The sequence below is a fragment of the bacterium genome (assembly GCA_019695335.1).
Lineage (GTDB): Bacteria > CLD3 > CLD3 > SB21 > SB21 > JABWBZ01.
On record JAIBAF010000113.1, the window covers coordinates 1 to 5,751 of the forward strand.

Genomic DNA, 5,751 nt, shown 5'->3' on the forward strand with positions numbered 1-5,751 from the left:
GAATCTGAACGATGGTTTCAGGTAGTTGTGCGGAACTTTACCTATGCAAATCTCTCATCTTTGGTGATCTGGCTTGGATTGGTTTTGATCTATTCGGAAATTAATATTTTCTGGTGGCTGAAGACATTAGCTCTCACCGTGGTGTTTTTTTTCAGTGGATGGCTCGCGGATCGCTTATGGTTTGTTTTGTTTTCACGCCGTTTCGATAAATCTTTTGGATTAATAGCTTACATCAGCCGTATGCCTTTGTGGATCATCATTACAGGAATTTTTTGTGCGGCCGTGATGTTACAACTGAAGCCGGAAAGCTCCGGCGTGATATATTTTATAGTCGCCGGCTTGCTGCAATGTTTAGCACAAATTCCGTTACAATGGAGTCTGGTGCAGCGGCTCAGAAAACTTTGTTTAACTAATTTGTAAGAGGATATTGATGGAAAAAAAAGTTCGAAAAATCACGATCATCGGATCGGGACCAGCAGGATTTACGGCGGCAATTTACGCAGGTCGTGCTAACTTAGCTCCGCTTGTTTTTGAAGGGCATCAGCCGGGTGGACAATTGACGATCACGACGGAAGTGGAAAATTATCCCGGTTTCCCCAAAGGAGTCATGGGGCCGGAAATGATGGAAATGTTGCGTGAGCAGGCGAAACGGTTCGGTGCGGAATGTATGTTTCGTTCAATCGAGAAAGTCGATTTTTCACAGAGACCGTTTAAATTGGTGGATGATTCCGGCGAAGAACATTGGAGCGAAACGGTGATCGTCGCGACGGGTGCATCGGCGAAATTGCTCGGCTTACCGAAAGAAAAAGAATTGATGGGCTATGGCGTTTCAGCGTGTGCGACCTGTGATGGTTTTTTCTTCAAAGGTAAAAACATCATGGTTGTTGGCGGTGGCGATACGGCAATGGAGGAGGCGACGTACCTGACGCGTTTTGCAAATGAAGTGACGCTCGTGCACCGTCGAAAGGAATTTCGCGCATCCAAGATCATGCTTGATCGTGCAAAAAATAATCCGAAAATTAAGTTCATTTACGATTCGGTTGTCGAAGACGTGGTCGGCGATCAAGAGTCTCACATCAAAGGCATCAAATTACGCAATCTTGTAACGAAAGAACTCACGGAAGTTACGACGCAAGGCCTTTTTATTGCCATTGGCCACAAACCCAACACGGATATCTTCAAAGGTTTTCTCGACATGGATGAGAACGGTTATATCGTGACTCAGGCGAAATCGACGAAGACCAATATCCCAGGAGTATTTGCATGCGGCGATGCTCAGGATAATTATTACCGTCAGGCGATTACGGCGGCGGGCACGGGCTGCATGGCGGCGATCGACGCTGAACGGTTTTTAGCGCATTGATCGTGACGGTTCAGCGAGCATTTTAGTATAATCCAGCGAATCAGAATTACCTTAGGGAGATTAATAATGAATGTATCGACGCTTAGAGCATTGGTGGTCAGTTTGGGTTGTCTGTGGATGACCGCATGCGGAGAAAGCCTTCGCACCGTCAATAATGCCAAATGGCAAGAGATTATTGATCGTAACAAAATATCTGGCGCGACGATCTACGTTGACGAAGTTGATTTCAGCGGAAAGATTGTTGAGATGTCCTCGGATGTTTTGGTGATCGAACGTAACGGGAAACGCGTTGAGTTACCGGCCGAAGCCGTTTCACGAGTGGTGGTTCCATACCAAGGCTCAAAAAAATCTGCGCATATTATCGGAGGTGTGGTCGGTGGAGGAGTAGGCATCGGAATCGGATACATAGCGGCGGATGCGGCCAGCAATCAAAAAGGCGCTAAGAAACTAGCGCATCCTCTGTCGTTATTATCGATCATTGGTGGAACTGTTGCAGGCGTTTTGGTCAGCGACATGTTTATGAAAGGCGATAATTTCGTCACTACTAATACCTTGAACAAATATTTGCTCCATCCGATAGTTGGTTCGGAAGTAACACCGGTTGAATTGAAATCGTACAAAATCTTCGACGACCTGCCGCTCGATAAGAATGAACAGATTTTGCAGGTGCAAGTTTTCCATTTTGGGAGCAATAAATATTTAATTTTGTATGATACAGCGATGGGCGATGATTACAATGTCAAATGGAAAGTCGTCGATTCGGCTTATCTTGAATCACAAAAAGCTAAAATCAAATAACCCTCGGATCTAATTTATGAAAACGCTACTTGTTACTCTTGCACTACTGCTACTGGTTGGTTGTTCTAAGAAAAATGAATCTGAAAAGGTTGCTATAACTGCACACGCGGCTCTCGCTTTGAAAGCAGATTCGGCCTCCCTGTCCATTGCTGATCGAATGATTGATGCTATGGGCGGACAAAAAGCATTTGATAACGCGCGCTATATCCGGTTTGACTTTGTGGTGACGCGGAGGAAATTTCCGCCCATCCGTCACTCCCATTTATGGGATAAACAGACGGGCCGTTACCGGGTTGAAGGTAAAATGCGTGACGGTAAATCTTACGTCGTCCTGTTCGATGACGTTAACAAAAAATCCGGTGAAGCTTACCTGGACAGTCAGAAAGTGTCGGTGGATTCAACTTTGCAGAAACAACTCGATTACGGTTACGGTCGCTACATCAATGATACGTATTGGTTGATCATGCCATGGAAAATCAAAGATGCGGGTGTTACGCTGAAATATGAAGGTGCATCCAAAGATGAATCGGGTATCGAACATGATATCGTCCATCTTTCTTTTAGCGATGTAGGTTTAACGCCCAAAGATCATTATTGGGTGTATGTCAATAAAACAACTCACCTGATGGATCGTTGGAAATTTGTATTGAATGGCGATAGTACGGAGACGGGCGAGTATCTTTGGGAAGAATGGAAAGATTTCAATGGTATTAAGTTGTCCGTATCAAGATCGGCAATTGCTGCGGATAATTTTATACGTTTGGAGAATATTAACATTTCAGATACGATCGACGAGAGTTTATTCACTGATTTTTCTAAGTCTCTACATCGGTAATTTGTATTATTGAATTCGATTTCTGAAATAAATGGTTCAACAACGCTTTATGGCTTGATTGGCCATCCGGTGCATCATTCCTTTTCGCCGTTAATTCACAATACGGCATTCAAAACCCTGCATTTAAATTCACGGTATTTTGCATGGGATGTTGAGCGCGGCCAATTGCGCCGTGCGCTTTCAGGGGCACAGGCGTTGGGCGTCAAAGGACTCAATGTTACTGTTCCGCATAAAAATCAAGTGGCAAAATATCTCGATAGTGTGACTCCTGAAGCGCGATTGATCGGCGCTGTTAATACGATTGTCTTTCAAAATGGAAAGAGTTATGGAGACAATACCGATTATTCGGGATTCGCCGGTTCTCTGCAATTTGCAAAAAAAGAATTACGTAATGCAGAGGTGTTGATTTTTGGCGCGGGAGGCAGTGCCAGAGCCGCTGTGTATGCGTTAATGACACATTATCAATGCCGGCGAATTATAATCAATAATCGGACAAAGAAAAATACTATTCAGTTAATTCGTCAGTTTTCAAAATTAAATCGATCGACCCAACTGGACTTGGGACTTTTGAAAGAAATCTCAGGCAGGCAATTTCAATTGATTATCAATGCGACTTCTGTTGGTTTAAACAGTGAGACATCGTTGGTTCAGCCGGAATTTTTCAGAAAGGATCAGTTGGTGTACGATCTGATCTACAATCCTATCGAAACGACTTTCCTCAGACACGCTAAATCAGCCGGCGCAAAGACTGTCAATGGAATCGAAATGCTGATAAGACAGGCTGCAGAAGCCTTTAGAATATGGACAGGGCGTGCCATGCCTTTAGACGCAGTGCGGCCGGTGCTGCAAAATTTTATTGCAAATATTCTGGAAAATAGGCCGATATAATGCTTGCATTTCTAACATGCCGCGATGTATATTTAATCGGTTCTCCCAAGGAGAAGACATGGACTTGACGGCTGTGGACAAAACGATTCTCCTTAAAGTTGCACGTAGCGCCGTCGAATCAGCTGTTACCGACACAACATTATCGAATCTGGATACACGTTTTGATTATTCGCCCTCGTTAAAGATGAATGCAGGCGCTTTTGTAACTCTTGAAAAATATCATCGCTTGCGAGGATGTGTCGGAATGATCGAAGGAGAACGCGAGTTATACTGGACTGTCAACGAAGCGGCAGTATCTGCTGCATTGCATGACTCTCGGTTCAATCCGGTTCAACGGGACGAAATCAAAGATTTGTTCATTGAAATTTCAGTATTATCGCCATTAGAGGTAATTAAAAATCCGAATGACGTTGTCGTCGGTAAACACGGATTACTGATTATTTCCGGCCGACACCATGGGCTTTTGCTTCCGCAGGTTGCGATCGAACATCGATGGGATCGAAATACTTTTCTTGAACAAACGTGCGTAAAGGCTTATTTACCCAAAGACGCTTGGCAATGGAAAGAAACAACAATTCAGGTATTTACCGCTAACGTCTTTGATGAATCTATTTTGCAAAATTAGGAGCGACATTTTTTTGAAACGGTTTGCGGGATGGTCGATTTTATTATTCTTGCTAGGTTTTTTCATTAACGATGTTTCGGCACAAGGAACTTTAGACGTCTTTTGTCCGGCGCCGGCTGTTTTTGGCGGACCAAGAAGTGAAGAAGAAGTAAGTTTACGGATTCAACAAAAGATCGATTACTTCCGCAATTGTTATGGCAATCATATCAAGAAAAATGATACTTTAAATTTTAAAGTGCGTGTGCGTTTCGTGATCAAACCTGCCGGTAATGTTGACAGTATTTCCGTTATTCAAAAAGGAATCAGCAATATCGGTTTTATTTCGTGCCTCAAGAGTATTTTGGCTCAAATCCGGTTCCAATCTGTGACCTATGCTGAAGGTGAATCGGTCGTTGAGCAATCCTTTATTTTTAAAATCATATAACATCGCGGCAAAAAGCGATTAACCTGGTGGAAATGTTTGTTCATTAACATTCATTATTCACTTTTTTACCAGGAGGAATCCTATGAGGAGCATCATTCTTTCAGCTATGCTTGTATTGCTGATGTTTGGGAATGCGGCCGCTCAAAGCGACGTCGTATTTTCCGATGATTTTTACAGCAATACGAACAATTGGTACGAAGGCAGTACCAAAGATTATTATTTTAAGGTTCAGAACGGTTACTATACGTTTGACAATACGAGCGAAACGACGTGGATGATTGCCAAAGACGTAGGGCTTTCGTCGTATGATAATTTCAGTGCCGAAGCGACGATCAAAAAAATCAGCGGCATCGATAATAATTTGTACGGAATCGTCTGGGGTTATAAGACTTCGAACGATTGCTATACGTTCGGTCTGAGCGGCGATGGAAATTATCTTTACGGTAAATGGTCGAACGGAAATTGGGTCAGTTTGATCAGCTGGACATTGTCGTCATCGATCAATAAATATGCAGGGGCTCTCAACACCATCAAAGTCGAGCGTAACGGAAGTACAGTCAGTTTTTATATCAATGGAACTTTCGTTAATTCAGCAACATGGGAAGCTCCGCTTGGAAACCAGGTAGGTTTTGTCTCGACGAATCGTCAGCGGATGGACGTTGATAAGCTGACAGTACGCAAAATTACGGGTAGCAGTCAATACAGTTCATATGGCGGCGGTGGCGGAAGTTTTGATGCAGTTCTGAAAAATACGGTGTCGTATCAATTGTCAGGCGAGTATAACCGTGGAGGCGCGATATCACCGGACGGTCAAAAGT

Annotated in this window: 8 protein-coding genes; all 8 read left to right on the forward strand. The window is 43.5% G+C overall.

The window, feature by feature from the left end; translation table 11 throughout:
• The coding region (locus K1X84_16515; GenBank protein ID MBX7153232.1) for a hypothetical protein at window positions 1–420 on the forward strand (420 nt) is incomplete at its 5' end.
• A gap of 10 nt (window positions 421–430) precedes the next feature.
• The gene (gene trxB / locus K1X84_16520; protein ID MBX7153233.1) at window positions 431–1,363 is read left to right on the forward strand and encodes a thioredoxin-disulfide reductase; all 933 of its coding nucleotides are present in this window, start codon (window positions 431–433) and stop codon (window positions 1,361–1,363) included.
• A 66-nt stretch (window positions 1,364–1,429) separates the two neighbouring features.
• Window positions 1,430–2,161 carry a hypothetical protein gene (locus K1X84_16525; GenBank protein MBX7153234.1) on the forward strand — a complete coding sequence of 244 codons (732 nt, stop codon included), beginning with the start codon at window positions 1,430–1,432 and terminating at the stop codon, window positions 2,159–2,161.
• 16 nt (window positions 2,162–2,177) lie between these two features.
• Window positions 2,178–2,996 carry a hypothetical protein gene (locus K1X84_16530; protein ID MBX7153235.1) on the forward strand — a complete coding sequence of 273 codons (819 nt, stop codon included), beginning with the start codon at window positions 2,178–2,180 and terminating at the stop codon, window positions 2,994–2,996.
• A gap of 9 nt (window positions 2,997–3,005) precedes the next feature.
• Window positions 3,006–3,884: a shikimate dehydrogenase gene (aroE, locus tag K1X84_16535; protein ID MBX7153236.1), complete on the forward strand. Its 879-nt coding sequence runs from the start codon at window positions 3,006–3,008 to the stop codon at window positions 3,882–3,884.
• A gap of 58 nt (window positions 3,885–3,942) precedes the next feature.
• Window positions 3,943–4,509 carry an AmmeMemoRadiSam system protein A gene (amrA, locus tag K1X84_16540; protein ID MBX7153237.1) on the forward strand — a complete coding sequence of 189 codons (567 nt, stop codon included), beginning with the start codon at window positions 3,943–3,945 and terminating at the stop codon, window positions 4,507–4,509.
• Window positions 4,510–4,522: 13 nt separating this feature from the next.
• Window positions 4,523–4,933: an AgmX/PglI C-terminal domain-containing protein gene (locus K1X84_16545; protein ID MBX7153238.1), complete on the forward strand. Its 411-nt coding sequence runs from the start codon at window positions 4,523–4,525 to the stop codon at window positions 4,931–4,933.
• Window positions 4,934–5,015: 82 nt separating this feature from the next.
• Window positions 5,016–5,751 (forward strand): hypothetical protein (locus K1X84_16550; protein MBX7153239.1); only part of this gene is annotated, 736 nt, incomplete at its 3' end.

Coding starts and splice junctions, on each gene's coding strand:
- trxB (MBX7153233.1), top strand. CDS start 431: ATGGAAAAAAAAGTTCGAAAAATCACGATCATCGGATCGGGACCAGCA.
- K1X84_16530 (MBX7153235.1), top strand. CDS start 2,178: ATGAAAACGCTACTTGTTACTCTTGCACTACTGCTACTGGTTGGTTGT.
- amrA (MBX7153237.1), top strand. CDS start 3,943: ATGGACTTGACGGCTGTGGACAAAACGATTCTCCTTAAAGTTGCACGT.
- K1X84_16525 (MBX7153234.1), top strand. CDS start 1,430: ATGAATGTATCGACGCTTAGAGCATTGGTGGTCAGTTTGGGTTGTCTG.